This is a genomic window from Mariprofundus sp. EBB-1 (assembly GCF_003665155.1).
Classification (GTDB): domain Bacteria; phylum Pseudomonadota; class Zetaproteobacteria; order Mariprofundales; family Mariprofundaceae; genus Mariprofundus.
The window spans coordinates 1-25215 of the sequence record NZ_RCFQ01000006.1 but is presented as its reverse complement, the minus strand read 5'-3'; the positions used below and the strand labels follow the sequence as shown (position 1 = coordinate 25215).

Sequence of the window (25215 nt, the reverse complement as noted above, 5' to 3'; positions counted from 1 at the left end):
TACGGATCATTATTATGCGGCCATGTGGAATGCTATATTGGCCGGTAAAACATGGCATGGCGATTTTACCAACCGGGCTAAGAATGGTGATTATTATGAAGTGTCCCAATCGATCACACCCATTATGGATGAGAAAGGAAACGTCAGTGGTTTTGCTTCTGTACAGCGGGATGTAACCCATTTACGTAAAGTGCAGGATAAACTGCAACATACAGACAGGGTTGAATCGCTCGGTGTATTGGCCGGTGGCATTGCGCATGATTTTAACAATCTACTGACCGCTATTTTGGGTAATGCTGCACTGGCACAACGAAAAATGGATGATGCCTCGCCCGCATCTAAACATTTGAACGCGATAGAAAATGCCAGCCATAGTGCCGCCGATCTATGCAAGCAGATGTTGGCTTATTCGGGCAAGGGCATGTTTGTAGTCAAGCCAGTCAGCTTGTCTGAGCTGGTGGAAAAAATGGGCAAGTTGATTGATGTGTCGTTAGCAAAGAATGTTGTACTTAAATATCATTTGCATGCGCACTTGCCTCCTATTGATGCAGATGTGGCCCAAATGCAGCAGATTGTTCTGAATTTGATCACCAATGCTTCAGAGGCAATTGAAGGGAAAAGTGGTGTGATATCCATCACTACCGGTGTGATGCACGCGGATGCAGACTATCTGAACGGTTATATCGGGTCTGAAAATCTTGAGACTGGTCGATACATATTTCTCGAAGTATCAGATACCGGTTGCGGCATGGATGCTGCAACACAGAGGAAAGTCTTCGATCCATTTTTCACCACTAAATTTTCAGGGCGCGGATTGGTATGAGTGCCATGCTTGGTATTGTGAAAGGGCATCATGGCGGCTTACGCATTTATTCTGAGCCGGGTGAGGGAACGTCGATTAAAGTTTCCTTTCCGGTATCCCATGAACATACGGTACACATTGAACCTGAAAAAAATGCTAATCCTCTTTTTCGGGGTTCCGGAACAGTACTGGTGGTGGATGATGAAGAGGGTGTACGTGAATACGCTGTGATGTTGCTGGAAGAGTTTGGTTTTGATGTGATAACGGCTGAAAATGGTCTCGAAGGTATTGAACAATTCCGTCAGCATCAGAATGATATCACACTGGTGTTGATGGATATGACTATGCCCAAAATGGATGGCAAAGCGTGCTTTAGTGCCTTAAGAAATATTCAGCCCGATGTGAAAGTGATTCTTTCTTCCGGTTATAATGAGCAGGATGCGACCAATCGTTTTGCCGGTAAAGGTCTGGCTGGCTTCATTCAAAAACCATACGAGCCGGAAAGCATGCTTAACAAGCTGCAAGAGATTCTTCTATAACCTGAGGGAGGGCTGATTTATTAAGCATCTTCCGGATATAAGCCAGTAAGTAGAGCCTTATCAACGCTCTCTATCTTAATGCTGGTCAATAATCGATTCCAGTTGTGTAAGGGCCAGCAGCAGGCGCATATGTTTGGATGCATTGCGGCGGTCTTCCGGGGAGCTTTCTGTTGATTGCAGGTGCGCTGAGCGGTAAGCCTCTACATTGGGCCAGTGACGGTGTTGCATCCACAGTTTTTCGCCAATCTTGTCGAACTGTTTACCTGGGTGTTCTAACAACTGGGTAATGGCACGGTTTTGTAACAGGGTTAATCGGTGTAGCCATTCACGGCGTAAGTTATGTGCATCTTCGCCTCCCCAGTCAGGGCTGCGCAGAGGAATCTCCATGATTTCAATCGGCAGGATTTTCAAGCAAGCCTGACTGGCCAGCAGGCAGCGTTGTAAGGGCATGTTCAGCTGAGATGCCAGATGCACAGCACAGGCTGACCGCGCCATATGTGGCATGGCAGCCATATGCAGGGCATGCAATTTTGTTAAATTTGAATTGGCAATATTATCAAGTAGTTCGGCATGGTTGCAGCCTGCCAGCGCAGATAACCCCGGATCAGATATACTTCTCAAGAAGCGGGCAAGCCCTTGCTTTTGTTTGTTGATCCAGCGCGCATCCAGCATGGAAATATCGCACAGGCGCAGCAGCGTCTCAGCAAATAGCATCAATTGCTCTTGCAGGGAGCGCTGTAGATAGAGTGTGATTTCCATATCCTGCGAGCTGTCCCAGATAGCGGCACGTAGTGCTTTGGCATCCAGAATATCCTCGGCAATGAACAGGGCTTCGACAATCTCACTGGCACTGGCATCGAGCATGCTTTGAATATGCAGCATGGAAGCAAGACCTATGTGATTGATGATATGATTACTGGCTTGCGTATGAATGATCTCACTGGCAAGCGGGTGTTTGTCGAAATGACGACTATATTTGTGATGTAGCGCCTGTGGAAAATAGCTCTCCAGCAGGCTTTGGCTAAAGGCACTCATCTGATCAAATGATTGTTCGGCGAGCTGCGCATGAATACGGTTTTTTTCCTGTCCCAACAGTATGGACAACTGTGGTCTGAGGTGTAACAAGGTATTGTCATCTATGCGTGGTGCTACGGCAGGGTCGAGCCAACCAAGTTGTGAGAGCTGGTCTCGCAGCCGTTGCAGACGGGGTGGATGCTCAATGGCATCGAGTTCAGCCAGTGTTAATACGCGTGATTGTAGCAGATTGTCTTCCAGACACTGCTCTGTCACAGCCTGAGTAAGTTGCTGCAATAGCTTGTTGCGTGGTTTGCCTATCAGTGGTTTAGGTAGTGAAGCAAGCAGAATCTTCAGGTTTACTTCATGGTCGGACATGTCCACACCGGCGGAGTTGTCCATGGCATCGGTATTGATGATGCCACCTTTTGTAGCGAATTCGATGCGTGCTTTTTGCGTGAATCCAAGGTTGCCGCCTTCGCAAACTACCTTGCAGCGCAGATCATCTGCATTGATGCGTACAGGGTTGTTGGCAGGGTCACGTACATCCGCGTGGCTTTCATCGCTGGCTTTGACATAGGTGCCGATGCCACCGTTATACAGCAGATCTACAGGGGCTGAGAGAATGGCTTGAATCAACGACTCTCCTGATAAGGCATTGCTATTGATGCCGAGTGCACTCTGCACGCTACTTGAGAGCGTGATGCTTTTGGCACTGCGTTCAAACACACCACCGCCTGCGCTGATCAACGAGGTGTCGTAGGCGTTCCAACCACTGCCGGATGAAAAGAGTCGCTGGCGTTCGGCAAAGCATTGCCCTGCTTTATCGGGCCATGGGTCGATAAAGATGTGCTGGTGATTAAAGGCTGCGATCAGTTCAAGGGCAGGATTTAACAGCATGCCATTGCCGAAGACATCGCCACCCATATCACCAATGGCCACGCATTTTATTGGATCAATGTTGGCATCAATACCGAATTTGGCAAAATGGTGGCCGGCGCATATCCATGCACCACGTGCGGTAATGCCTACCACTTTATGATCATATCCGTGCTTGCCACCACTGGCGAAGGCATCATCAAGCCAGAATTCGACTGCTTGAGACTCTACATTGGCATCATCTGAAAAACGTGCTGTCCCTTTATCTGCTGCGACCACCAGGTAGGGGTCATTTTGATCCTGTTTGGATATTTTCATGCCTTCAGGAGGGACAACATGCCCGTCGATTAAGTTGTCGGTCAGTGCCAACAGGGTGCGAATGAAGTTGCGATACTGCTCAAGAATAAAAGCCGGCCCTTGGCCGTCTCTGATGACAAAGCCGCCCTTGGATCCGGTGGGTACAATCTGACCATTTTTTACCGTCTGTGTACTCATCAACTCCAGCACTTCCGTGCGAAAATCAGTTGGGCGATCCGAGAAACGCAGGCCTCCGCGTGCAATAGGGCCTGCGCGTAGATGAATGCCTTCAACATGGACACCATGCACGAAAATTTCACGGTAAGGTGTGGGGTGCGGCGCAAAGCTCAACTGACTGGTATCAATTTTGATGCCGATAGGCATGTTTCTCTGATGAATGAAGGCATTGGTCCTCAGACCTGCCTCAACCAGTTCGGCCATGGCACGGAACCATCGGTCATCACTTAAGCTGGCTACCTTGATCATCGCCTCGTGAAAGCTTGAACGTGCCTGAATGAGGAAGTCTTCGGGCATGGCGATCAAATGATGGGCGGCAAACAGGCGGTGCAGTGCTGCACTTACCTCAGGGTGGCGCAACATCATATCTGAAAGTGGTAGTTTGGCGGCATCCGGCATCAGTTGAATCAGATGATTGCGCAAGGTAATCAGATGAGAAATGGCATCAATATCGAGACTGGCACGGATTATTAATGCATTGATGATGTCATGATCGGCTTCATTATTGAGTACCAGTGCCAATCCGCGTTTGAGGTGTGAGGCATCATCACTGCTCAACTGGCGTGTCGCCCGGCATGTAAGCGCGCTGATGTGGATGCAGTTATCTGTGTCTGTCGTACCGAAGGGGACAACTGATTCCTGTACAGGGTCGAGGTCAAAGGCACGGATAATATCAACCAGCGTGCCGAGAGAAGGTTGATGCAGAGAATGAATGTGTAGCTCTACATCGTGCTGCGAACCGCTTTTAGGGCGTACATGTACAACGGTACGGTGATTTCCCAATACCCGTCGCCGCATTTGCACATCCCTGCTGAACTGAGCCGGAGGGAATAACTCCTGATAGAGCGGCGGGATACGTTCAAGCTCTTGCAATGTGGCCGGGATATCAAAGATATCTGCATGGCGCAGTACTTCTGCTTTTGCACTATCTTTCCAGAATACAATGCAGTGACGAATCAATGCGTGCAGATCCTCCGCCTTGATCATCTCATCCTTGCGCGCAATGGAAACAAGGATGATGCGGTGCGGTCCGATGCCGAGTGATTCATATCCCTGGTGATTCAAACCGGCCTTGGCAAACGCATCCAGCATGCGTTGCATCACCACTGGCCCGAATCGTTTTGAAGATATGGCAATGAGCAGGGTATCAAGGTTGCCATGTGTGGATGGAATGATATTGGCAACAACTTGCAAAGGATCAGCCAGATCAATGATTGCCTTGAGAGGTTCCAGCCAGTCGTTGGCACGAGTAGCTAACAGGGAGCGTTTGGGCATACGGTCGAACAGGGTGCGAATCTCGCGACGATAGAAGGCTGAATGTAACATTAATGTATCACTGGCCAGGCTGCGCCAGCTGTTGGCCAATACAGGTAGATAACTGGCATTGGCATAGCGGGCGCTGCGGGAGAAGTGGCCGATAATAATAGCTGATTCCATCTTGGCGGGTGCATCTGTAGTGCTCTCTTGCAACCAGCTGATGCGTACGACTTCTATGCTGGCGGAACTGTAGAGGTAGTGTTGGCTGCTACACAGGTTAATCCATTCAATGCCTGCTTCTGTGGCAGTAGCCATGGCATCAATATCTTCCGCCAGACCAGGGGCAATGCGATTGAGTACCCTGCTGTTTTTCATTAATCCCATGCGCTTGTGTTGATGCTGTAGTCCAAAATAGAGATAGTGATTATCGTTCATCCAATCCAGTAACGCTGCTGCATCGGGTGAATCTATCATTAAACGTGCAACGGATTGCGCTACGGTCTTACGCATATTCTTAAAATCGTGCACAGAGAGGCTTACTGCCTGCAAGATAGCCTGGATATCCAATCGAATGGATTCGGGATTCGGTGAGATGGTGGCTGAAAGATGCAGGGCGATAAACATGAAATTACCATCATCGGATGCATGAGTATCGTCTGATTTTGGTTGTTTCAATGCAAGGTCACAACCCTCCGGGCCACACTCCATGCGTGCAACCATGGTTTGCTGACCGATAGGCTGAATGCCACTGCGAATCATATACCCCTTGATGGCATCCAGATAAAATGCCTGATCAGGACAACGAATGGTGAAGATATGCCGATGCAAATTACCATGCGTAAGGGTGCGGCAATGCATGGCAATGTTTTTACTTTTACCCTTGGGCAATAGGGAGAGAAAATCCTGTACCAAAGCCGCCATCAGTCTGGGTGGCACTGCATCCATACGGTGCTGACTGCGGGCTTGATCAAGCAGGTCGATGAGTTGGTGACGTAGTTGGCGCATGGCTATAGCGTAATCTTAAGCATGCCCGATGTCGATATCTCCAATAGATCCAAAAGACTATTTGACGAAGTGTGCAATCTTCGTTTGCATGAGTGCTATGGATGCAAGTATCAAAGGGCATAGAGAGAGACTCCGACAGCGTTTCGCTGCCCATGCTTTTGATGGCTTTCATGATTACGAAGTATTGGAACTGTTGCTTACCTATGCGATCCCGCGCAAAGATGTAAAACCTATTGGAAAAAGATTGCTGAAGAATTTCGGGACATTGGCTGGTGTGTTTGATGCGCCATTGGTTGAACTCCAGCAGACCGAAGGGGTCGGTGAGCAGGCTGCTGTTTTTTTATCCTTGATCAAGCATGTAGAAATTCGTTATCTGGCCTCTGATCTGCAGGGTAAAAATGTCTATGATCGGCCTGAAAAGGTGAAAGCCTATTTGCGTATGCAAATGCAGGGGCGTGGGATGGAATGTTTTGGGGCGATTTTTACCGATCAACAGCATCGCCATCTGGCCACGCAAATTTTGTTTGAAGGAACCGTGGATCGTACCGCAGTTTATCCGCGTAATCTGATGAAGCGGGCGTTGGAGCTGGATGCCAAAGGATTGATTCTGTTTCATAATCATCCGGGTGGAACCAAACGCGCTAGCAGTGAAGATATTACTTTAACCCATCGTATGGTAGAAGCGTGTGCACCACTGGATATTAAAATACTGGATCATTTCCTGGTTGCAGGCACAGATGTGCTGTCATTTAAAGAGAATGGCTGGTTCTGAATATTTTGCGGTCATAAGACGTTTCCAGAGAAATTTATGTTAACAAGCCTTGGCTTGATAGGAGTATAGAAATGAATATCGATGCCATTATGCAGGGGATCAGCATTTGGGCTTTGCCGGTGCTGTTTGCCATTGTGCTGCATGAAGTGGCGCACGGCTGGGTAGCAGACAGGCTGGGAGATAATACGGCCCGTTTTATGGGGCGGCTGACACTGAACCCCTTAAAGCATATTGATCCGATTGGTACTATCCTGATTCCTGTTATATTGCTGGTTTCAGGTTCTCCTTTTCTGTTTGGTTATGCCAAACCGGTGCCGGTTAATTTCGGAAAACTGAACAATCCCAAACGTGATATGATCTGGGTTGCGTTGGCAGGCCCGGTCATGAATTTGATTCTGGCCCTGCTATCAACTGCATTGCTGGCTGTAACGGTCCATATGCCTGCTTCCTTATCCTGGGTCTCTGAGCCGTTAGCATTAATGTGTCAGGCTTCGATCATTATCAATATGGTGCTCTTGATCTTTAATCTATTGCCATTGCCACCGTTGGATGGTGGTCGAGTGGCGGTGGGTTTGTTGCCCGGTCCGATCGCATACCAGCTCTCCCGTATCGAACCATTCGGTTTTTTGATTATCGTATTGTTATTGGTTTTTGGTCTCTTGCAATCGGTGATTGGGCCGCTGGTGATGGATAGTGCGGGCTTTTTGATCAACCTTGCGCTCTCATTGTAGGAATATGCAGAAGCTGGGCTTTTTTAAATTATCATGAAGGGTTTAATGAAGGCATTGCGGCCACTATTTGAGGCGGCACGCGATTTGACACCTATCGTGCTTGTGATTCTATTTTTTCAGGAACTGGTGCTTAAACAGCCTATACCGAATATGGAAGGCATTCTGGTTGGTATGCTTCTGGTTTTGATCGGCTTGGCTCTGTTTGTACGGGGGCTGGAAATCGGTTTGTTTCCATTGGGTGAGTCGATGGCTTTTGCTTTTGCCAAAAAAGGCAATGTGATGTGGCTACTTCTGTTTGCATTCTTGCTCGGCTTTGGCACTACCGTTGCAGAGCCCGCATTAATCGCCGTGGCTGGTAAGGCGGCCCAAGTCGCAGCGCAGGCCGGTGTGATTGATTCAACTCAAGCTGCGATGGACGCGTATGCTAATGGATTGCGCATGACCGTGGCTCTCTCCGTAGGGATTGCGATTGTGCTCGGTGTGTTGCGGATTCTCAAAGGTTGGCCATTGCACTTCTGTATTATTGGCGGTTATTTCATTGTGGTGGTCATGACCTATTTTGCGCCGCCTGAAATTATCGGTATTGCTTATGATTCCGGGGGCGTTACCACATCAACGATTACGGTTCCTTTGGTGACCGCTCTTGGTGTTGGGCTGGCATCTTCGATTCGTGGGCGCAATCCTATGCTGGATGGTTTTGGTCTGATTGCTTTTGCATCATTGGTGCCAATGATTTTTGTAATGGTTTTCGGGATTGTGACGACATGAGTCATCTGACTCTGTTTCTCGACACCATGCTTTCAACCTTGCGTGATGTGATCCCCATTGCTGTCGTATTGCTCGGTTTTCAGCTGTTGGTATTGCGACAAAAAATTGCCCATCCATGGCGGGTATTTCGTGGTTTTGTTTATGTCCTGCTTGGACTGGCGCTGTTTTTGATGGGCTTACAGGAAGCTATTTTCCCTCTTGGTGAGGTGATGGCGACGCAATTGACCAATCCGGCGTTTCTGTATGGCGAGCTGTATCAGGAGGGGGTCACAGTGATCACATCCATTCACTGGCAGGATTATGCATGGGTCTATGTGTTTGCCTTTTCGATAGGGCTAGCGACTACGCTGGCTGAGCCATCTCTGATCGCAGTAGGCATGAAAGCGCAACAGGTATCCGGTGGTGCGATCTCGGCATGGGGGCTCAGGTTGGCTGTATCCTTGGGTGTCGCCGTGGGGGTATCGCTGGGCTGTTTCCGTATTGTGACCGGCACCGATCTTTGGCTCTATATTGTTGTGGCCTATGTGGTTGTGATTTTTCAAACCATGTGGGCGCCAAAAATGATTATTCCACTGGCCTATGATTCCGGTGGTGTAACCACCTCAACCGTAACCGTTCCATTGTTGGCGGCGCTGGGGCTGGGGCTAGCGGCAACGATTCCAGGCCGAAGTCCGCTCATTGACGGTTTTGGTTTGATCGCATTTGCCAGCGTTTTTCCGATTATGAGTGTCATGGCGTATGCTCAGATCAGTCGCTGGCAGGAACAACGTAGAATAAGTAAAGTAGAGGAAGGGGGGTAGTAATGCGCTTTAAATTGTTGATTGCACTGGTGGCAGACACCGACACCGATAAAATTATGGCCGCTGCACGCGATGCTGGAGCTACCGGAGCTACAGTCGTGGGTGATGCGCGTGGTGAGGGGTTGAATCCGAAAAAGACATTTTTTGGCCTGACGCTTGAGACACAGCGAGATATGGTATTGTTTGTGGTTGAAGAGCATTTAAGCCGTAATATCCTTGAATGTATCTCCTCTGAAGGTGGTTTTGATGAGAATCCGGGGTCAGGTGTGGCTTTTCAAATTGATATTGAAGATGCAGTTGGATTGGGTGGACAGATTATGTGTCTGATGGATGAAGTGGGGGATAAGTTATGAGTAAACCAGCTGTGATTATGGTTAAAGATGTAATGAAAACGGAATTCGATATCGTGGATGGTGTATGTTCGGTGCGTCAGGCTCTATCTGTGATGGAGCATGTAGAGACCAAATGTCTGATTGTTGATAAAAAAGATAAACAGGATGAATACGGTATTGTGGTGATTGGTGATATCGCACGTCTTGTATTAGCTGTAGATCGCTCTCCTGACCGCGTCAGTATTTATGAAATCATGACCAAACCTGCTGTAACAGTGCATCCGGAGATGGATATTCGTAATGCGAGTCTGCTATTTTCACGTTTGCATTTGTCACGCGCACCTGTCGTAGATCAGGGTAAAGTGGTTGGTATTATTAGCTATACGGATATGGTGATGAAGGGCTTATTGAAGTTCGTTTAAAAAATATAAATTTTGCTATTGACGAACGCTTGGCAGATACCTATTGTCCGCCGCCTTCGCAAGGAAGACTTAAATAATCGGGGCGTAGCGCAGCCTGGTAGCGCATCTGGTTTGGGACCAGAGGGTCGGGTGTTCGAATCACCCCGCCCCGACCATTTAAGCATAACAGTGAAGAACGTAATGATTTGGACGCGATCTGGAGAGCGCCTGTAGCTCAATTGGATAGAGCAACAGCCTTCTAAGCTGTAGGCTGCAGGTTCGAGCCCTGCCAGGCGCGCCATCGGTTAACACAATATGGTGGACGTAGCTCAGTTGGTAGAGCCCCGGCTTGTGATGCCGGTGGTCGCGGGTTCGAATCCCGTCGTCCACCCCATGTGTTCTTCAAATCATACATACATTATATTTTATTCGGGCCGTTAGCTCAGTTGGTAGAGCAGCTGACTCTTAATCAGCGGGTCGCGCGTTCGAGCCGCGCACGGCCCACCAAATAAAGCCTTGTTTTATAAGGCATAAATCAAAGAGCTGCCTTTGGGTGGCTCTTTTGTTTTTGTCTGAGGTAACTTTTAAGGTAACCTTTTGGCAATATGAAATACGTCAGTTAGCTGGCTAATTCTCTTGCGTAAAATAATTCAGTTAACATGCCGCCTAATCCCTTAACGGTGAATCGATTTAACTCAGGTAATTAAATCTCACTCGTAAGGAGAAGGTCTCCGGTTCGCAGGCTTAGGGGCCAGGCTTTGGTGATTGGGTTTTGAATAGATATAGCCTATATTAGTATTATGGCTCGCAAACCTAGAATCCACATCCCCGGTGCCTTTTACCATGTCATGCTAAGAGGCAATGGCGGCATGAATATTTTTCATGATGATATTGAGCGCACTCACTTTCTTTTATTACTTCAGGAGGGCCTGCACAGGTATGGACATAAGGTTCATGCCTTTTGCCTTATGAATAACCATGTTCATCTGGTCATTCAAGTAGGTACGACCGACTTATCAAAGATAATGCAAAATTTATCATTTCGTTACACGCGTTGGTTTAATAGCCGACAAAAACGGATGGGACACTTGTTTCAGGGGCGCTTCAAAGCAATTCTGGTAGATGAAGACAGCTATTTGCTTGAACTGGTTAGATATACTCACCTTAATCCTATTCGCATCGGTCTGGTTGAAAAGGTGATTGACTACCTGTGGAGTAGCCATCGTGCATATATGGGCCTCGAAACATTACCTTGGCTGGAATGCGATATAGTCTTAAGCCGTTTTTCTTCGGATTTAAACCATGCTCGATGCGTATATGAAGATTTTGTTTTAAGTGCTTTAAATGAAAAACGAAAAGATGAATTTCATTCAGGCGCGCAAGATAGCAGAGTGCTCGGTGATGATTATTTTGCTGAACAAATTTTAAAAGAAATTGGCGAAGAGAAAAGAACGCTAGCCTTAGATGACTGTATCGAAAAAGTGTGTGATTTTTATAAATTACAGTCAGACGATTTATCCCGAGCTGGCAGCCAACGCCTGCCCTCCGAAGCCAGGAGCGTGGTTGCTTACCTGATGAAAGAATATGGAAAAGAATCACTGACCAATATCGCTAAACATTTCCACCGCGATGTATCAACGCTTAGCGGGGCAATTCATAACCTAGAAGTGAGAATGAGTGAATGCCCATCGGTTCGAGATAAAGTGGAAGGCCTCCGAACCATCATAACCCCATAACCAAAGCCTGGCCCCCTTTCATCTGGCCCCCTTTCATGTAACCCCATAACCAAAGCCTGGCCCCCTTTCCCAGGTGTTCCGGGTCGGGCCAAGACTTTCTGAGAGTATGGGTAAAAGTGTATTTATGGCTAATCAGGGTAGTTGTTAGCTATTACTGATGCCAAGAAACCTTTCACAACATCCAATGGTTAATCGGTTGTATATATTCTAAGAAATTGATAACAGTACCGAAATACAGTACGATATGGGTGTGAGATATGGAGAGTGATCATGATTGAAACAAGCGCGAATGAATTTAGACAGACACTCAAAGCGAAGGTAGATGATTGTATCAATAATCATGATGTTCTTAAGGTTCGGCGGCGGCATGGTGGTGACTTTGTAGTTCTGGGAGCTGATGATTGGCGGGCTGTTGAGGAAACTCTTTATCTGAACCAGTTTTCAGGGCTTGTGGACTCAATTCATCAGGCTAATGATGAACCCTTATCTGAAGGAACTTCTCTTGAGAATCTAGATCTTTGAGCTGGGATGTTATTCTGTCCAAGCAGGCAGTGAAGGATTTAAAAAAAATCAAACAAGCTGGGTTGGCCTTAAAAACCAGAGTGCTATTGGAAAAGATACAGCAAGACCCGTTTGTAATGCCTCCCCGATATGAAAGCCTGATCGGTAATTTAAAAGGCTTTTACTCCCGCCGAATCAATATTCAGCATCGTTTGGTCTATTCTGTCGATAGTGAAAAAAAAGTTATCCATATTTTACGCTGTTGGACTCACTATGAATAAAGTGATGTTGGTGATCTCTCTTCTTGCGATGTTTCTGTCGTTGAGCGGATCATGGTGTGTAGCTGCTGTTTTACAGCAAAAGCAAGAGGTTTCGCCGTTTGTGATGTATGCGGTGATTCAAGTTATTCCGGGTCGGTCGCAGAGGTGATTTTGACCGATGAAAAGGGCCTAATGTTTCGTACCAGATTGCGTGATACTGCAACGAGAGATGAAACCGTTGCAGTTTCAATCCAATAGCCGCCTGCTGATTATGCGTGGGGCTGTGCATGAAGGGACCGAACATGCAGAGCACTGTTATGAATTGATTGATGGGGGATTTAAGTTGCTGAGCAAAATGGTGGCTCACCCTGTGAAAACGAGCCCTCCAAAGTTAGAAATCAAGTAAATTCAGGTCCATTTAATAAATGATAAACTGCAAAAAAGGTCTTCGGCTCACACGTTCGCAGATTTGGGGCCAGGCTTTCATATATTGATATTTCTGACTTTCCAAGGCGTAAGCGTCATTGTCGAATGAATCAGATAGCCACTTTATATAAATATTCATTTTAAAAATGCAGCGTTGTTCAATGCATCATGCAAAGCACGGAAGAGACGGGTAGATTTTGTGTGCGTGATTTCATAGAACAACGGGAGTTAATGATGATTCTTAAGCGGTGTTTGTTGGTGTTCGTGTTGAGCTTGTGTGTCCATGTTTCAGCAGTGGCAGAAGAAGATGCTGAAACACCTATTATTATTTCAGCTTTGTCACTCAATGATCATGAAGCAAGCCAGCGTTGTGGCTATGCGCTCAGTTTAAAAACGCCACATTTGAGAATTGAACCAACTGCCATGCGCATGTTGGATGGGATGTGGATCATGAACCTTGATGGGCGGGATATTATGATGGCTCAATATGGAGAGGATCATATTACAGTGAATGGAAAACCAGTTCTCAAACAGGCGTGGGGTGGTGGCGGTTATTCTGTAGATATGATTGTTACTGAGGAGCCTTCATGCTCTGGAGAAGATTGCGAAGTGATGCCAGTCCAAATCACGCTGACTGTCTCTAAGAAAATGAGGAAATCAGCCACGGCTATTCTTACAGGGGCGCGTGGGTGTTGATCCCTAGCCCAAGCAAAAGCTATAGGGCACTTAACCTTGCTTAGAATACTTATGTTATTTCAGACCTTGGTTTTTGCGATGGCCTCGCTATTGCTCGTTTCAGGTTGCCAATCTTACAATAACGGGGGAGAAGTTGATTCTGCTCATGTAGCCAGAGCTTCAGCAAGCACTCTTGAAGAGGGTTTTAAGCATCATAGGCAAGCTGCAACCATTGATGAGAGTGGAAAGCTTCTCTGTGTGGATATAAGCCCCGATGATCCGCAGCACTTCTGTACGGGAATGGATGAAGATGAGCCATACTGGTTTTTAATCGATAGCTCTGGTTCACGCGCAGCAATGGGCTCAGAGAGTTTCGGCTTAGTTGAGTCGTTCGAGCTTGATCGGCATGGTAAATATATTGCATTGGAAACTTCAGAAGAAGGGCATCCCATGTTTGGGGTTTATGATTTTCAACTGTGGCTAAAGCAGAACAAGCAACCTGAACCAATATATTTTCTTAATCCTTATCCTGGCACGCTTCATGTAAAAGGTTGGGAAAATAATGAGGATCTACGTGCGTTGCCGGGCAAGCTGCAAGCATTGCGTTTTTCTACCGATGGCCCGCTTAAGAATTTGAACGATGAAAATAGAAACAGATACCCTTTGGAAGCAGAACGAACCTATCGACTGAATTTATCTCATAAACGCGTGTATCAAGTGAATGAGAAGTAAGCATATAGAATGGGGATGCATGCATTGAGATGATGATATGCGCTGCGCGGTTTTTTTTACTGATTTTGTTGCTTCCTGTTTCTTTTCTTGACGCGTTATCAAGATTTTAGGTGCGTAATGATTGTTTTATGGCTGGCACAAGGAAATGGATCATTTAGCGTAGATCATATAAATTTTCCGTCGGAGGCCTTGATATGAGAAAGTTATTGATCCTTGATCTGGATGAAACGCTATTTCATGCCTCCAAAACGCGTCTGCCCATCTCACATGATTTCACAATAGAAGATTATTTTGCGTATAAGCGCCCGCATGTAGATGCATTTATTGCGTTTTGTAAGCAGCGCTTTGAGCTGGCTGTTTGGACTTCAGCCACATCTGATTATGCGCATTGTGTTGTCTCTGAAATTATAGGTGATCCTGATGAGCTTAAATTTCTCTGGCATCGAGAGCAGTGCATTACCCGGATGAACACATTCACTTATGAACCGATCTATATTAAAGATCTGAAAAAGGTAAAACGTAAGGGCATAGATTTAAATCATGTGATTGCTTTGGATGATTCTCCAGAGAAGTTAAAACGCAATTATGGAAACCTTTTGCGTATAGATCCGTTTGTGGGTGATGTCGCAGATGATGCCTTAATTCGGTTGATGCCATATTTGGAAACCTTACAAATGGTGGAAAATATTCGCACAGTAGAAAAACGCGGCTGGAGAAGTGCTTCACGAATCTAAATGGGCATTCTTCTGCAGTGAATGCATCATGTTCCTGCAACGTGAAAGGGAGAGGTAGAGAGGAAATAAAACATTGGAATTGATGTTTTTATTCGTTCATTTCAGAGATTGTATCTCTATCTGTTTTATCGGTAGAAAATGGCTTTTCCATCTCTGATAGGAAGCGTTGCATTTATACGCTTTCGGAGAGGCAGGCGCGCATTATCCGGCTGATGGTCTCGACGCTGTAGGGTTTACTCAGCACCATCTCATCTTGGATGCCGCTGTTGGCCAGCACATCGCTCTTGTCATAACCTGTACAGAAAATCACCGGTGTATCGCTTCGGATGCGATGCATTTTCTCCGCCGACTCAACCCCGCCCATGTTCGGCATGACCACATCCATCAGTACCAGCCTGATTTCATGCTGATGCGCCGCAAATATCTCGACTGCCTGCATGCCATCGGCAGCTTCCAGCACAACATAACCCAATGCTTCCAGCACCGCTTTACCCGTACTCCTGAGTATTTTCTCATCATCGACCAGTAGAATCGTTTCGCCATGACCAGCTTCAGTTTGCCTGGATGTGAGGGATGGTTTCTTGGCTTCAGTCATCAGCAGCGGCAGATAGACGTGCATGCTGCTGCCGATTCCTTGCGACGAAACCACATCGACAAAACCGCCATGCATCGCACAGGCACCGTACACCATAGACAAGCCAAGGCCGGTGCCTTTTCCCACCTCTTTGGTGGTATAAAATGGATCAAAAATATGTTTCAGTTTCTTTTCGCTAATACCGCAACCGTTATCGGAGACCATTAAATGCGCATATTGCTTGCCGCCAGCTTCCGGATGCGCTTCAAGGAAGGCTGTGTCGGGTGTAAAAGAGCTGACTTTCAGAATGATTTCCGGATGTTTTTTTCCACCTACCGCATCACGCGCATTATTCAACAGGTTGATCACAATCTGCTGAATTTGGATGGAATCACCATGCACCGGCAAGGGCTGGGGAGAAAATGAGGTCTGTAGGTTAATACTTTCGGGAATGCTCAAGCGATGCAGTTTGAAGGTTTCTTTGACGAAAGCAGTCAGATCAAGATCTTTCTTTTGCAGCGGACTTTTTCTGGCAAATGCCAGCATCTGTCTGACCATGTCGGCTGAACGAAAGCAGAGTTTCTCTACCATCTCAATATCATTCCGTGCTGATGGCAGGGCAGATGTTTTACTTTTGAGCAGAAACAACCGACCTGTCATACCGGCGAGTGCGTTATTAAATTCATGCGCCACGCCACCAACGAGTGTGCCCAGAGACTCCATCTTCTGAGACTGCAGCAGCTGCTCTTCCATCTTTTTGTGTTCAGTGATATCGCGCTGGATGTTAACCTGGCAGATGATATTGCCACACTCATCGCGCACCGGAGCAACATTGCGCTCAACGTAACGAAAGCTGCCATCCTTACACTTGATGATGATTTCGCCGCGCCAGACATTGCCCTGCCTGACTGTTTCCAGCATCTCGACATAAAAAGAACGCGGATGCCTGCCGCTGCGCAGAATCTTGGTGTACTGACCCACGGCCTCTTCGGCCGAAAATCCGGTTATAGTTTCAAAAGCCGGGTTCACATAGAGCATGCGTGAATCCAGATCGGAAATGATGATGGCATCCTGGGCATGTTCAACCGAAGCCACTAGCCGCGCTATCTGTTCACGGGCCTGTTTCTGCTCAGTCACATCCAGGAACATGCCGAGCACGCCGTTGATATGCCCGTGCTCATCGCGGGCAGGCGCTTTTACTGTATGGATAAAGCGTTCTTGACCATCGAACACAATGCTTTCGTCAATGTCTTCTGTTGTGCCGTTGGACATAATACGCTTGTCATCGCGTTGGTATCCTTTGGCAATATGAGCTGGAAAAAAATCATAATCATTTCTGCCGACCAGAGCTTCGGGGGAGGTACCCAGGTCATCGGCATAATTTTTACTGCACGAGATATATTGGGAATCCTTGTCCTTGATAAAGAAGCGTTGCGGTAAATTTTCAACCAGCGTGCGATATTTCTGTTCACTCTGTTTCAGCAACGCTTCAGCTTGCAGCATTCGCGCATGTGACAGCGATCCGGCAAGTGAAACGGCAAATTTATCGATCACGCTTTTCAACTGATTAACGGCTTTTGGTGACAGTGACGTCGATGCTGAATAGAGCTCCAACACACCCAACTGAGGTAGCGGATAAATGATAAATATACCGCCTGTCAGTGTCCGTTCGCCTCTGAGTATATCTGCTTCGGAACTGCCGACTTCAATCAGTAGGGGGCGTTGATTGCTGACAACCCGGGCAAACGGGTGCTTGGTATCCTGAATATCAGGAGCAGTGCAGCTTCTTCTCGGGTTTGCATAGAGCAAAGCAAGCGCTGAGTCCGCATTTGCAGCCAGTAGTTCAGATCGAACCCAGACCGATACCTGTGGAATATTCTTCCTTGCCTGCAGAATATTGAGAAACCCCTCACAATTTTTCTGCGGCTCCAGTGCCGTGCCAATCGCCAGTGACAGTTCGTACAATACCAACACATCATTGATGATGGCCGCATTGGTGGATGCTCTATTCATGCAATAGACCGTCATGCAATAGACCGATCACAACTGTTTTATTGAATAGTTCAAGATAGTCATCGCCATAAGAGGAGATCTCTCCGAGTGTCACGGCACCTTCCGGCAGGCAATGCTGACCATGTTCTTTCAGCCTGCGACTTACGGCTTGCAGTTCTGTGTCAAAGGCATCGCCCAGAGCCAGTGTGCGCGAATAACAGTCGATGATCAGGCAGTGGGATGCCTGCTTATGTTTGTCCCATTGACAGTCATCCACAGCCATAGATGCAGCTTCAATAAGCGATGCGCTGTTGCCATGCAGCAGATGCATCACCGAATTTTCAGGCACGCTGGAAACAAACTGGATATGCCCACTCTCTTGTAGGGCAATAGGGTCACGCACCACATCTTCCTGCCCCTCGCGGAACAGGCCCAACGGGAACAGGCTGGCCTTGGCATGGAAATCAGCGCCGGTGGTGATATCGGTTTGGCCATGTTCCTGAACCGATGCCTTATATATGTCAAAAGCAGGTTCCCAGTTCAATTCAAATACGGTATTTTTATGGCTGCGCGTGGCAATCAGGGGCTCTTCACTGATACGCTGCCAGCCGTGGCGGACACCGATGGTGCTGGTTAATCCGGTAAAGGCAATCACGGCGGCATCTTTGATGAAACCATCCCGGGTAAACACGGAAGGGCGATGTTGCAGGTCGCTGTAACCGGTTCCACCGCCGAAAAAATGTAACCGGTTGCCGACATGGTGAAACAGATCGGAAAGCAGTGCTGTATTATTGACAGTCATGGCATCCATGAAAATAATTGCGGTAGCCTGACTACTGCTGTTTGCCTCCAGCAGTTCAGTTAAATCAGGGGCGGTGTAATTGTCCTGATCCAATCCGGTAACAACGATGGGGGCATGTGCAGATGGGAATACATTGATGATCGCACCGCTGTGGTATGCCTTTTCACCATGAATAAGGGCAGGGAAGAGACCTCCAATAAATGGAACTTTCAGTGCTTTCAGTCGTTTGATTAGATCGGGGACGTTATCCGCATGCTTTTCTGATAGAAATATGACAGCCACAGGGCTGTCATAGGGTGCGGCAGCATTTGATACTGCCTCAGTCAGGGATGATTCATCAATTTGATCAAAATACATATGACAAGCTCCTACCGTTCAATCACGTGTTTGGAAAAAGTCCCTGATAAGGCGTTCCCTGGCGTGGCTCTACCATCATCTCGGCCACGGTATCCCGCCATAGGCGATAGTGTGCAGTATTTTTGTGTGCGGCAGCATCGGTAGCGGTGGCATAAGCCTCATAGAGTACAAGCCGTGCGGAATCTTCATCAGATTGCAGCACATCAAAACGTCGGTTGCCTGACTCTAGAACGGAAGCTTCATGATTCAGCTTACAAGCTTGAATGAATGCCTCCAGGTATTCCTGTTTCACATGGACATAAACAATCATTGTATGCATCGAATACTCCTTTCTGCCATTGGATATATTATAGAATGAAAGGTGACAGGCACAACCAAAAAAATAGGGAGAGATGTTCACACTCTTGGTCTGGTCTGTGTGAAGGATATCGTGCGTATTGGTACTGGGTGATGCATGTCACATAAGGTGGAGCTTCATGACGCGAGAGTTGGCTGCAAGGGAACAACACGGAGGCTGAATATGATAAAGAAATTGAAAAAATATGAAGAAGGGCATGATCTGCGTAGTGATGTAGAAACCATCGTGATTATGACAGTGATTGTTGGTGTCATGGGATTTACTTCGGCCATGTTATAATCATCGAGAATGATTTATTGCAAATACCACCCCCATGGGTGGTTTTTTGTGCTATAGTGGTAAGATGAATAATCAGGAAATATACATTTTATTATTGGTCCTTTTGTCAGTGGCGGGCATTATCGCAATTTTTTGGCTTTACTTAGATTATCAAAAGAAAAATATATCGTTTTATTATAACCCTTGGGAGTAGAACCCTTTGAGCTGCATGCATGTCATCATGTGAGTGTTGGGTCTGTAGTGTCCGTGCTAATATTGCAGATATACATGAATTGCCCAATTTACTACGCCATGATGATGTCGTTGTGTTTGTTGATGCAGGTTACACCCGTGACAGTTACAAATGAGGTGCGCAAAAGGTTGTTTGCGTTACTGTGTGAATGACAAATGTAAACCCAAGAAGAATTTATCAGCGAGTCAGAAAAAGCGAAACCGAAAACAATCTTCCATTAGGGCTCGGGTTGAACATGTATTCCGTGTGATCAAACAGCAATTTGGGTTCAAGAAAATACGCTACCGCGGGCTAAAGAAGAAGATCTCGCAGGTTCATATGTTTATTACACGCACTAATTTATATATGCTCAGAGGAGGCTATTTAAGGGATCATTGTGTCTTTCGTACAAGAGATAAGGTAAAAATCTAAACTGATTGCAATGATCAAAACGATCAGGCACTAGCCCTGTTTTGTTTTTTTCGTTGCAGTATACTTAGTGAATTGATTGAAGGCATTTTGCGGAGGGAGTGGTGACTATTTCATATACTATAGATTTGGGTCAACAAACAGTATTTTCAACGTTTACCGGCCATGTAACAAATGCTGAGATCATAGCTCATCAAAACGAATTGAGAAGTGATCCGAAATTCAATCCTGATATGTTTGAGTTGATGGACTGTATCGGTGAAGTGAGTGTGGACCATATAGTGGCGAATGTGATTGGTCTGGTTGATAGAAGTCCTTGGGGCAGAGTTTCCAGACGAGCGATTATTGCTCCGGATCCCCTGATTTTTGGTCGTTCAAAAATATTTCAAGCCTATATCAGTCATGAGCATGGCAATGTCAGTGTATTTAGAGGCATGAATGCTGCCAGAAAATGGCTCTATGAGGGCGAAGGAAAGAGTTAGGGAGATGTGGGTTTATTGGCTCCTGCCAAACACAGCTCTCTGAAGATACCATTTCACAGGATAGTGGAATGGTACAGAGAAGGGAGCCGCCTAGTGCTGTGAGGCATGAAATCAATCACTTAGTGCCTGATCTGATTCGCAGTTCCTGCTGACGAAAAAAATCTGATACTGAGGATCAGGTTGCGATTATAATCATGTCGCTGTAAGAAAGATGAAAGGCACATTTACTCCCGTACCCTTCACTCTTGATCGCTACCGGTTATAGCAATGATTACAGATCGCGATGAATCCAGTCTGCACCGAGCGTGCCGTGCAGGCGTTCCAGATAGGTCAGGCTTTTCACCTTTTCGATCATACCATCCGCTTCGCTGATCTGCTCTGCCAACTGAAGCTTTCTATCAGTCTCATCTTCATCGAGGGCTTGCATCTGTGAGTTGAGGTAGGCCTTGTGCTGAAGCCATAGCTGCGTATCACGGGATTGCTTGATGAGTAGACGTTCTTTGTACCAGTCACTCTGTAGCAGATAGTCGCGCGTGAACATGTGTCGAATGGATGGATCGTCTATCTGTTTATGATCAACGTGTCCGTATGCCATGATATGCAGTAGTGCTTTCAGTGGTGGGCAGGCATCGTGGATGGAACCGTCTGTAAAATAATCAAGCGCTACACGCTGCTGGGCCTGGCAAATATTGTTGATGCCATCCACAAAGGCATGCATGTCCTGCGATTCAGGCTTTAACATCGCTTTGTCGAATAGCGCGACAGGTGTATCAAACAGTTTACCAAATTGATTGCGTGCGAAGCGCTTTGTCATTCGGTAGCCAAGCCTGCTGGCGCAAACGGTAGTACCCTGATATTCAAAATCCTTCATTTTTTTCAGGTACCCGCGTTTGATCAATTCGGTGGGATCTTGCAGTTCGGCTGGCAGTCGGCACCATATTTCAGGTATGAGCATGCTGATGTCGTGATCAATACGCCGATTTTTACCGATAAATCCGGCCGCTGTGGAGAATCCGTTGTACCCACACAGGATAAAGGATACCAATGCATTATTGAGATCAGCCGTGGCTGACAAGGCATTGAACGGGCCTTTGGTTAGCGCGCCCTCAGAGCCGGCTCCTGTTGTTGATGGTGATTTTCCGGTCAGGCTACAGATGAAATCCATAAATAGTTCAGGTAGTTCCTGATAGTGGATCGGGTTGTAAACGGCTAGCGATCTGACGCCCGGCTCAGGTGGATTATTACGGCGGCCGGTTAAGACAGCGTTGACCGGGAAATGAACCGGCTGCTCCGGTTCAAGTCCACGTTTCAGGCGTGTGCTTATTTCAGCCAGATAACTGGCTTGAGGATCTGTAAGGTCAGGGCGATCTTGCAGGTAGCGTACATTGAGGGTGGGTTCTCCATTAACGATGCGTGGATGGGCGGAAGAGACAAAATAGAGTGGATCACGCATGTCCGATGCTTGCTTTATGAGCGACTGCATTGGTTGGGTGAACGCTTCAAAATGCATGACATCATCAATGAGTTCCTGAGCATCATTTTTTTGCAACGGAGCGAAATTGGAAATAAAACTGTTTCCACTGGAAAGGTCGCTTTCCGTCTGCGCATCTGCACCACGGTTGATCGCTTCATCAGGACGTTGGAATAGTTTGTTTTCGCAGTTATCCACCAACTTGATACAGGGATGATGATATTCAGGACTCAGTCCGCTTACATATGAGGTGGGAATGACGATAGATGCGCTAATGTCATCTTCCATCTGTAATTTGTCCGACGCAACAAAATCCTGACGCAGCTTGAACAGACGCCAGCTACCATCCTCGCCAAAACCTACGCGCAGATAGCTGGCTAACAGCTTGCGGCCGTGATATCTCAATTCATTGCCGGGTTTGCCGTTGACGGTATCAACAGAAAAATGTTCATGCCAGTTATCACCCCAGGCGCTTCTGTAGAAACGTTTGATCATAAAAGCGAGTGCCAGAATATGGTGTGGAATAGTCTCCAGCCATTGGTTGTATGCATCGGAATAGTCGCTGTTTGAAGGGGTTAGCAGGGTGATGACAGATCCGAGGCTGCGTTCTCTGCTGAGCAGGTTGCGCTGATCTGCAGGCTGATTCTCCGGATGGCGGAAGCGATTGGAATAATCGCGTTCGAAAATCACTCGAACCTGTTGAAGGTCCTGTTCGAAGTTATCGACGTAGGTTGGTCCGGAAATGACTGCACCAGCAATGGATTTGGAAATTTCCGATTTACCACCACCGGACACGGTGCTGGGTTTATGGCAGAAGGTGCCTTCACCCAATGTGCCGATCAGATGCCAGCTTGGTGCATCGGGATGGCGTTCCATGTGTACCCGGAAGCCGCTGGGGTAGATGAATGTATTAGTAGCCCTTAGCTTGATTCGGGAGCGTTCATTCGTTCCCTGCCAGCATACCTGCATATTATGCAAGCTGATTTGTGCGTCTTCAGGCAAATAAATAATGTCAGGGTATTGCCGGTCAATAGCATACCCCTCTTCTTTGAGTTCAATCTTGTCAGCAAGTCGATGACGCAGGTCTGAATAATTGTGGTTTTTCAGCATATCTCGGGTGCGAGGGATATATACTTCACCAAGATTGTAACGCGGGAAAGCCAGTGCTCCTCCGGCATGTTCTTCCTCACAACCGCCGAAGATATTGGCTGAATAGCTAATCTGGGACTTGATCTCTTTTTTGCTATAGCCGAAATAGTTGTCGGCAATAACGGTGACGATGACACCGCGTTTATCCCGGCAGACCAATTTAAATGCATTGCCATCGTTGTAGCATTCATCTTTATTCTGCCAGTACATGCCATCGCGAACCTGGCGTTCTGTAGCATCATCAATGTACGGTAGCCCCAGGGCTTTTTTCTTTAAGTGAATCAAATGCGGAGCGAGAATGATGCAGCCGCTCTGCCCAGTCCAGTGTTCAATATCAAGGGCTGCATCATTTTCAGGTAGGAATGGATCACCGGCATTGCCGAATATCGATTCCACAAAATCGAGGTTTGAGACCAGTCCTCCAGGAGCGAACATGCGTATTTCCATGCTTTTGTTGGAGAGGAGGCCTGCCACACCGACAGCACCAGGAACACCCGGTCGCACAGTTGGCCGCAATAGTAGTGAAACCCATAGTTCTGCTTTCTCAGGTTCTTCACTGGTAGCTGGTAGTTGTAGTAGATCACGCGGTGGATTCAGCGCTTCATTGAGCAGAGCGGCGTAGGTGGTGACGGGTACTTCGAGTTTATCTGCGGGTACAGGCAATCCGCCAGCGGCGATATGAAACACACCTTTGGTGGTGCGACGGTCATTTTTCGGGTTGTGTAGCACGCCTTGTATCAGGCGATAGGAGTCGAGCAGCTCAGAATGGAAATGCGTATTATTCAGTGGCAGGGATGCCTCCCGGGCCATGCCTGCTTGATCAAGTATAAAGGTTGTACCGGGCAGTTCGATTTGTTGATCCACATCATTTTCAGATAGATAGTTGTTAAGAAAGTTTTGAATGCGCTGGTCGGCAGGGCAACGGTAAGCGGATAATAAGCGTCGTTGTTGTGCGTACCGTTTAAGTAGACTGTCTGCAATGGTCAGGTACGAGTAATCACCATCATCGAGACAGCAGGTGGGTTGTCCGAGCGCTGCCAGCTTGAGGTTGATGAGTTGATGCCATTGATGGGGAGCAGATGTAATTTTTTTATTTTCCGGCGCTGCGTTGTTATTCATGTGATATCCAATGTTATGACTTATAATATGTATCTGATGTCTGTCCAATGATAACTACTACGACTTCGTAGGTCGATAGTGCTTTCCTGTTTTTACGAAACTGACCGGGCATGAGGGCAGATGATCCGTGCTGAAAGGAATAGGCCGATAAGGTGTTTTGATGTGAGGCTGTAAATTGTGCCAAAATAAAAAAGGACCCACATTTCTGTGAGTCCTTTTGAATATGGCGCTCCCTGAGCGATTCGAACGCCCGGCCTTCTGATTCGTAGTCAGATGCTCTATCCAGCTGAGCTAAGGGAGCCTGTGTTGTTATTCTTCTTTTTCAGCGGGCCGAAGAGTAATGCCTTTCAACCATACTTTCCACTCCGGATTATCCATGCCGAATAATTCGGGAAATTGCTCATATAACCAACCGCGATAGATAAGTTCTCCATCCCGGCGTAACTCTACGAGAGCGGCGGCATTGTCCACATTTTCATCGTTGATGAAAGCACTATTTTGCACCCTGAGGCCGGAAGCTAGTCCCAACAGCTGTATATCCCAGTTTTTGAGATGGGAGCTACCACCCAAAGCTAATTTTGTGGTGAATCTTTGTGTGGTGTTTTTCTCTAGCCAGACAACTTCAGCCTCTCCCTGGCGGGCAACAGCCCAATCAGGAATGGTGTTTACCTGATTTTTGCTGCCATGAGGATCTTCAGGGGCAGCTAGAGGAAGTTGCCATTCAATCTGTTCGGCTTGTTGCTGTTCGCAGGCGGTGATGAAAAAACCGACAGCGATGATCAGCAGGGAGTGGGTAAGCAGGTTAATGCGCTTCATGTGGGCAGGATAGCCGGGCGGGAATGAAAAGAAAGTGCTATTGATATATGGGATGTTAATCTCATGTCTTTCTCCCTTAAGGTGTTTGTCGATTGCACGTAAGAGGATGATGTTGGGGGGGGGGTACTAGTCGAGAGAGATGGATTACTCAGGGCATCCTGCCCTTCACCCTGCGGGCCGAGCTTAGCTCGTTCAAAGCTTGCGTCCTGCAGCTTTGTTTTCAGAGCTCCTACCCTTCACCCCTTCGGGGCGAGCTTAGCTCGTTCAAATTAACAAAA

Annotated in this window: 24 protein-coding genes and 5 tRNA genes; 22 read left to right on the top strand and 7 right to left on the bottom strand. The window is 47.1% G+C overall.

All coding sequences use genetic code 11. The features are described 5' to 3' along the window. The first annotated feature begins 22 nt into the window (after nucleotides 1-22). Nucleotides 23-823 (top strand): nitrogen regulation protein NR(II), encoded by an 801-nt coding sequence (locus D8Y20_RS13800; RefSeq protein WP_236075231.1) that lies wholly within the window; start codon nucleotides 23-25, stop codon nucleotides 821-823. Further along, entirely contained in the window at nucleotides 820-1341 is a 522-nt protein-coding gene (locus tag D8Y20_RS03845; RefSeq protein WP_236075230.1) for a response regulator, read from the top strand. The genes D8Y20_RS13800 and D8Y20_RS03845 overlap by 4 nt, the downstream gene beginning before the upstream one ends. Before the next feature lie 75 nt (nucleotides 1342-1416). Here D8Y20_RS03845 and D8Y20_RS03840 read toward each other — a convergent pair whose 3' ends face one another. Then, nucleotides 1417-6030 (bottom strand): NAD-glutamate dehydrogenase domain-containing protein, encoded by a 4614-nt coding sequence (locus tag D8Y20_RS03840; protein WP_121541728.1) that lies wholly within the window; start codon nucleotides 6028-6030, stop codon nucleotides 1417-1419. Between the two features lie 88 nt (nucleotides 6031-6118). Here D8Y20_RS03840 and radC point away from each other — a divergent pair, with 88 nt between their 5' ends. From radC to D8Y20_RS03760, 18 genes are all read left to right on the top strand, one after another. After that, entirely contained in the window at nucleotides 6119-6802 is a 684-nt protein-coding gene (gene radC / locus D8Y20_RS03835) for a DNA repair protein RadC (RefSeq protein WP_236075229.1), read from the top strand. Nucleotides 6803-6873: 71 nt separating this feature from the next. Then, nucleotides 6874-7533, top strand: coding sequence for a site-2 protease family protein (locus D8Y20_RS03830; RefSeq protein WP_121541726.1), 660 nt, complete (start codon nucleotides 6874-6876; stop codon nucleotides 7531-7533). A gap of 33 nt (nucleotides 7534-7566) precedes the next feature. Continuing rightward, on the top strand, nucleotides 7567-8301 hold the full coding sequence (locus tag D8Y20_RS03825; RefSeq protein ID WP_121541725.1) for a DUF1538 domain-containing protein: 735 nt from the start codon (nucleotides 7567-7569) through the stop codon (nucleotides 8299-8301). After that, a complete protein-coding gene (locus tag D8Y20_RS03820; RefSeq protein WP_121541724.1) occupies nucleotides 8298-9101 on the top strand; it encodes a DUF1538 domain-containing protein in 804 nt (267 codons plus the stop codon). Before D8Y20_RS03825 ends, D8Y20_RS03820 begins: the two co-directional genes overlap by 4 nt. Before the next feature lie 2 nt (nucleotides 9102-9103). After that, a complete protein-coding gene (locus D8Y20_RS03815; protein WP_121541723.1) occupies nucleotides 9104-9454 on the top strand; it encodes a P-II family nitrogen regulator in 351 nt (116 codons plus the stop codon). Beyond that, nucleotides 9451-9855, top strand: coding sequence for a CBS domain-containing protein (locus tag D8Y20_RS03810; RefSeq protein WP_121541722.1), 405 nt, complete (start codon nucleotides 9451-9453; stop codon nucleotides 9853-9855). The genes D8Y20_RS03815 and D8Y20_RS03810 overlap by 4 nt, the downstream gene beginning before the upstream one ends. Before the next feature lie 78 nt (nucleotides 9856-9933). After that, nucleotides 9934-10010, top strand: a tRNA-Pro gene (locus D8Y20_RS03805). Nucleotides 10011-10058: 48 nt separating this feature from the next. Then, a tRNA-Arg gene (locus D8Y20_RS03800) sits at nucleotides 10059-10135 on the top strand. Between the two features lie 17 nt (nucleotides 10136-10152). Continuing rightward, nucleotides 10153-10228, top strand: a tRNA-His gene (locus tag D8Y20_RS03795). A gap of 37 nt (nucleotides 10229-10265) precedes the next feature. Next, nucleotides 10266-10341: transfer RNA gene (locus D8Y20_RS03790), tRNA-Lys, on the top strand. 293 nt (nucleotides 10342-10634) lie between these two features. Then, nucleotides 10635-11570 (top strand): transposase, encoded by a 936-nt coding sequence (locus D8Y20_RS03785; protein WP_121541721.1) that lies wholly within the window; start codon nucleotides 10635-10637, stop codon nucleotides 11568-11570. 270 nt (nucleotides 11571-11840) lie between these two features. Then, nucleotides 11841-12092 (top strand): type II toxin-antitoxin system Phd/YefM family antitoxin, encoded by a 252-nt coding sequence (locus tag D8Y20_RS03780; RefSeq protein WP_121541720.1) that lies wholly within the window; start codon nucleotides 11841-11843, stop codon nucleotides 12090-12092. Continuing rightward, nucleotides 12089-12352 (top strand): Txe/YoeB family addiction module toxin, encoded by a 264-nt coding sequence (locus D8Y20_RS03775; protein WP_121541719.1) that lies wholly within the window; start codon nucleotides 12089-12091, stop codon nucleotides 12350-12352. The genes D8Y20_RS03780 and D8Y20_RS03775 overlap by 4 nt, the downstream gene beginning before the upstream one ends. Beyond that, the gene (locus tag D8Y20_RS13585; RefSeq protein ID WP_153232654.1) at nucleotides 12345-12500 is read left to right on the top strand and encodes a hypothetical protein; all 156 of its coding nucleotides are present in this window, start codon (nucleotides 12345-12347) and stop codon (nucleotides 12498-12500) included. Before D8Y20_RS03775 ends, D8Y20_RS13585 begins: the two co-directional genes overlap by 8 nt. Nucleotides 12501-12542: 42 nt before the next feature. Beyond that, the gene (locus D8Y20_RS13515; protein WP_147434013.1) at nucleotides 12543-12737 is read left to right on the top strand and encodes a hypothetical protein; all 195 of its coding nucleotides are present in this window, start codon (nucleotides 12543-12545) and stop codon (nucleotides 12735-12737) included. Between the two features lie 254 nt (nucleotides 12738-12991). Beyond that, nucleotides 12992-13453 carry a hypothetical protein gene (locus tag D8Y20_RS03770; protein WP_121541718.1) on the top strand — a complete coding sequence of 154 codons (462 nt, stop codon included), beginning with the start codon at nucleotides 12992-12994 and terminating at the stop codon, nucleotides 13451-13453. A gap of 51 nt (nucleotides 13454-13504) precedes the next feature. Beyond that, nucleotides 13505-14164 carry a hypothetical protein gene (locus D8Y20_RS03765; protein WP_121541717.1) on the top strand — a complete coding sequence of 220 codons (660 nt, stop codon included), beginning with the start codon at nucleotides 13505-13507 and terminating at the stop codon, nucleotides 14162-14164. Nucleotides 14165-14358: 194 nt separating this feature from the next. Continuing rightward, a complete protein-coding gene (locus tag D8Y20_RS03760) occupies nucleotides 14359-14898 on the top strand; it encodes an HAD family hydrolase (RefSeq protein ID WP_121541716.1) in 540 nt (179 codons plus the stop codon). 172 nt (nucleotides 14899-15070) lie between these two features. Here D8Y20_RS03760 and D8Y20_RS03755 read toward each other — a convergent pair whose 3' ends face one another. From D8Y20_RS03755 to D8Y20_RS03745, 3 genes are read right to left on the bottom strand one after another with little or no spacing between them, the layout of a single operon-like run. Next, complete coding sequence (locus tag D8Y20_RS03755) at nucleotides 15071-17485, bottom strand: PAS domain S-box protein (protein WP_161957572.1); 2415 nt, start codon at nucleotides 17483-17485, stop codon at nucleotides 15071-15073. After that, nucleotides 17478-18623 (bottom strand): FIST signal transduction protein, encoded by a 1146-nt coding sequence (locus tag D8Y20_RS03750; RefSeq protein ID WP_121541714.1) that lies wholly within the window; start codon nucleotides 18621-18623, stop codon nucleotides 17478-17480. The genes D8Y20_RS03755 and D8Y20_RS03750 overlap by 8 nt, the downstream gene beginning before the upstream one ends. Before the next feature lie 22 nt (nucleotides 18624-18645). After that, nucleotides 18646-18942 carry an antibiotic biosynthesis monooxygenase gene (locus tag D8Y20_RS03745; RefSeq protein WP_121541713.1) on the bottom strand — a complete coding sequence of 99 codons (297 nt, stop codon included), beginning with the start codon at nucleotides 18940-18942 and terminating at the stop codon, nucleotides 18646-18648. Nucleotides 18943-19603: 661 nt separating this feature from the next. Between D8Y20_RS03745 and D8Y20_RS13890 the strand changes: the two genes are divergently transcribed. Beyond that, nucleotides 19604-19903, top strand: coding sequence for a transposase (locus tag D8Y20_RS13890; RefSeq protein ID WP_121541712.1), 300 nt, complete (start codon nucleotides 19604-19606; stop codon nucleotides 19901-19903). Between the two features lie 101 nt (nucleotides 19904-20004). Further along, nucleotides 20005-20382 (top strand): hypothetical protein, encoded by a 378-nt coding sequence (locus D8Y20_RS03735; RefSeq protein ID WP_121541711.1) that lies wholly within the window; start codon nucleotides 20005-20007, stop codon nucleotides 20380-20382. Nucleotides 20383-20653: 271 nt separating this feature from the next. Here D8Y20_RS03735 and D8Y20_RS03730 read toward each other — a convergent pair whose 3' ends face one another. The 3 genes from D8Y20_RS03730 to D8Y20_RS03720 all read right to left on the bottom strand — a co-directional run bounded on the left by D8Y20_RS03730 (nucleotide 20654) and on the right by D8Y20_RS03720 (nucleotide 24937). Then, nucleotides 20654-24121: a hypothetical protein gene (locus D8Y20_RS03730; protein WP_121541710.1), complete on the bottom strand. Its 3468-nt coding sequence runs from the start codon at nucleotides 24119-24121 to the stop codon at nucleotides 20654-20656. 224 nt (nucleotides 24122-24345) lie between these two features. After that, a tRNA-Arg gene (locus D8Y20_RS03725) sits at nucleotides 24346-24422 on the bottom strand. An 8-nt stretch (nucleotides 24423-24430) separates the two neighbouring features. After that, the gene (locus D8Y20_RS03720; RefSeq protein WP_121541709.1) at nucleotides 24431-24937 is read right to left on the bottom strand and encodes a DUF2155 domain-containing protein; all 507 of its coding nucleotides are present in this window, start codon (nucleotides 24935-24937) and stop codon (nucleotides 24431-24433) included. Between the last annotated feature and the right edge of the window lie 278 nt (nucleotides 24938-25215).

Coding starts and splice junctions, on each gene's coding strand:
- D8Y20_RS13800 (WP_236075231.1), top strand. CDS start 23: ATGTGGAATGCTATATTGGCCGGTAAAACATGGCATGGCGATTTTACC.
- D8Y20_RS03845 (WP_236075230.1), top strand. CDS start 820: ATGAGTGCCATGCTTGGTATTGTGAAAGGGCATCATGGCGGCTTACGC.
- D8Y20_RS03840 (WP_121541728.1), bottom strand. CDS start 6,030: ATGCGCCAACTACGTCACCAACTCATCGACCTGCTTGATCAAGCCCGC.
- radC (WP_236075229.1), top strand. CDS start 6,119: ATGAGTGCTATGGATGCAAGTATCAAAGGGCATAGAGAGAGACTCCGA.
- D8Y20_RS03830 (WP_121541726.1), top strand. CDS start 6,874: ATGAATATCGATGCCATTATGCAGGGGATCAGCATTTGGGCTTTGCCG.
- D8Y20_RS03825 (WP_121541725.1), top strand. CDS start 7,567: ATGAAGGGTTTAATGAAGGCATTGCGGCCACTATTTGAGGCGGCACGC.
- D8Y20_RS03820 (WP_121541724.1), top strand. CDS start 8,298: ATGAGTCATCTGACTCTGTTTCTCGACACCATGCTTTCAACCTTGCGT.
- D8Y20_RS03815 (WP_121541723.1), top strand. CDS start 9,104: ATGCGCTTTAAATTGTTGATTGCACTGGTGGCAGACACCGACACCGAT.
- D8Y20_RS03810 (WP_121541722.1), top strand. CDS start 9,451: ATGAGTAAACCAGCTGTGATTATGGTTAAAGATGTAATGAAAACGGAA.
- D8Y20_RS03785 (WP_121541721.1), top strand. CDS start 10,635: ATGGCTCGCAAACCTAGAATCCACATCCCCGGTGCCTTTTACCATGTC.
- D8Y20_RS03780 (WP_121541720.1), top strand. CDS start 11,841: ATGATTGAAACAAGCGCGAATGAATTTAGACAGACACTCAAAGCGAAG.
- D8Y20_RS13585 (WP_153232654.1), top strand. CDS start 12,345: ATGAATAAAGTGATGTTGGTGATCTCTCTTCTTGCGATGTTTCTGTCG.
- D8Y20_RS03770 (WP_121541718.1), top strand. CDS start 12,992: ATGATTCTTAAGCGGTGTTTGTTGGTGTTCGTGTTGAGCTTGTGTGTC.
- D8Y20_RS03765 (WP_121541717.1), top strand. CDS start 13,505: ATGTTATTTCAGACCTTGGTTTTTGCGATGGCCTCGCTATTGCTCGTT.
- D8Y20_RS03760 (WP_121541716.1), top strand. CDS start 14,359: ATGAGAAAGTTATTGATCCTTGATCTGGATGAAACGCTATTTCATGCC.
- D8Y20_RS03755 (WP_161957572.1), bottom strand. CDS start 17,485: ATGAATAGAGCATCCACCAATGCGGCCATCATCAATGATGTGTTGGTA.
- D8Y20_RS03750 (WP_121541714.1), bottom strand. CDS start 18,623: ATGTATTTTGATCAAATTGATGAATCATCCCTGACTGAGGCAGTATCA.
- D8Y20_RS03745 (WP_121541713.1), bottom strand. CDS start 18,942: ATGCATACAATGATTGTTTATGTCCATGTGAAACAGGAATACCTGGAG.
- D8Y20_RS13890 (WP_121541712.1), top strand. CDS start 19,604: ATGAGGTGCGCAAAAGGTTGTTTGCGTTACTGTGTGAATGACAAATGT.
- D8Y20_RS03730 (WP_121541710.1), bottom strand. CDS start 24,121: ATGAATAACAACGCAGCGCCGGAAAATAAAAAAATTACATCTGCTCCC.
- D8Y20_RS03720 (WP_121541709.1), bottom strand. CDS start 24,937: ATGAAGCGCATTAACCTGCTTACCCACTCCCTGCTGATCATCGCTGTC.